Annotated in this window: 1 pseudogene; it reads right to left on the bottom strand. The window is 63.9% G+C overall.

Annotated features, from left to right (window positions below):
* Positions 1-1,551 (bottom strand): annotated as a pseudogene (locus MXAZACID_RS20540) (Tn3 family transposase); the annotation flags it as partial.

The raw sequence follows: 1,551 nt of genomic DNA, 5'->3' as shown, positions 1-1,551 counted from the left end.
AAGCTGGCGTCGGGATTGGCGGCGTTCCAGACGTAATCCCCGGTCAGGGCGATGTGTTCCCATCCGAGTGGCGCGACATGCGCCAGAAGATCATCGGGAACGGCCGTCCCCTGGGCCCGCAGGTGCTTGACGGCCTGGTCGAGATAGGCGGTGTTCCAGTGGATAATGGCGGCGGTGATGAGGCTGAGCCCGGAGGCCCGGAAGCTCTGGTTTTCGAAGGTGCGGTCGCGGATTTCGCCCTGGCGATGGAAGAACACGGCACGGCGCAGGGCATTGCTGGCTTCTCCCTTGTTGAGCCCGGCATGGCTGCGCTGACGCAAGGCTCGGGTCGGACAGCCATTGCAAGGTGAACAGGGTGCGCTCGATCCGCCCCATTGCTCGCAGCGCCCGGGACAGGGCGTTTCCGCCGCCGGCGGCGGCCAGCTTCCGTAGGATGATGGACGGCAGGACGGTGCCAGCAGCGATGGAAGTCTTCAACCGCATCAACTCGGGCCATTGCCCAAGGATGGCGGCGGTTTCGACGGCGTCGCCGATCAGCGGTGCCAGCAGCGGCCAATTACCAGACTTTTCGATGGTGTAGAGCTTCATGTCCCTCAGATCCTTGATCCGGGGGGCGAACCGGTAGCCCAGCAGATGGCAGAGACCGAAGACATGATCGGTCGCGCCGGCAGTGTCAGTATAATGCTCGGCAATGCGCAGATCAGTCTGGTGGACATGATGCAGCAGCCCGTCGAGCACATGAGGCGCCTCGCTCATCGTTGCGGAGATGACGCGCGTGTGGAACGGTCCATACTGGCCGGAGACATGGGTATAGATCACCGCGCCCGGTTCGATGCCATATTTGGCGTTCACCGAGCCGCCGGCTCCGGCGCGGCCAGCGGCCCGGAAATATTGCCCGTCCGAAGACGAGGTTGTTCCATCGTCCCAGATCGCCGCCATGGGGTGTTTATGATGTGCGTTGATGATGGCGGCGCGGGCGGCAACATAATTGTCATCGCTGATGTGCCATTGGGCCACGTTGACCAGATGGTGATAGCTGAGGCCCCGCGAGGCGTCGGCCATGCGGGCAAGACCAAGATTGGTGCCGTCGGCGAGCACCGCCGCCAGTAAGGCCGCTTTGTCGGCGGTGGGAAAACCGGTGCGCAGATGCGCGAACCTGTCAGTGAACCCGGTCCAGGCGTTAACCTCGCTCAGAACCTCCGTGATCCGCACCCGAGGCAGCATGCTGTTCAGCCGCAGCGCCAGATCGCGGGCCGCCTCGGGCACGGTGGGCGGCGTGCGGGCGATAAAAAGCTTGCCGTCCTCGATCTCTACCCCGTCGAGGTCGCCCCGCTCGGCCCGGGCGGCCACGAAAGTCAGACTCTCGCGCAGCATCTCTGTCCGGGTTTCGATGTAGCGATTGGGATCGGTCTCACCATCAACGCCGGTGGCTGTTCCTGTCCCGGCCGGGAGCAGATAGGTCTCGAATGCCTGATAATCCCGGCTGCCAGCGACCCAGATATTGCTGCCCCGCAGCTTGTCGCGCAGTACGGCCAGCACCGCTGTTTCGTA

The sequence above is a fragment of the Acidocella sp. MX-AZ02 genome (assembly GCF_000306035.1).
Taxonomy (GTDB): Bacteria; Pseudomonadota; Alphaproteobacteria; order Acetobacterales; family Acetobacteraceae; genus Acidocella; species Acidocella facilis.
The sequence above is the reverse complement of the archived record's forward strand: the minus strand, read 5'-3'. Positions and strand labels throughout refer to the sequence as shown.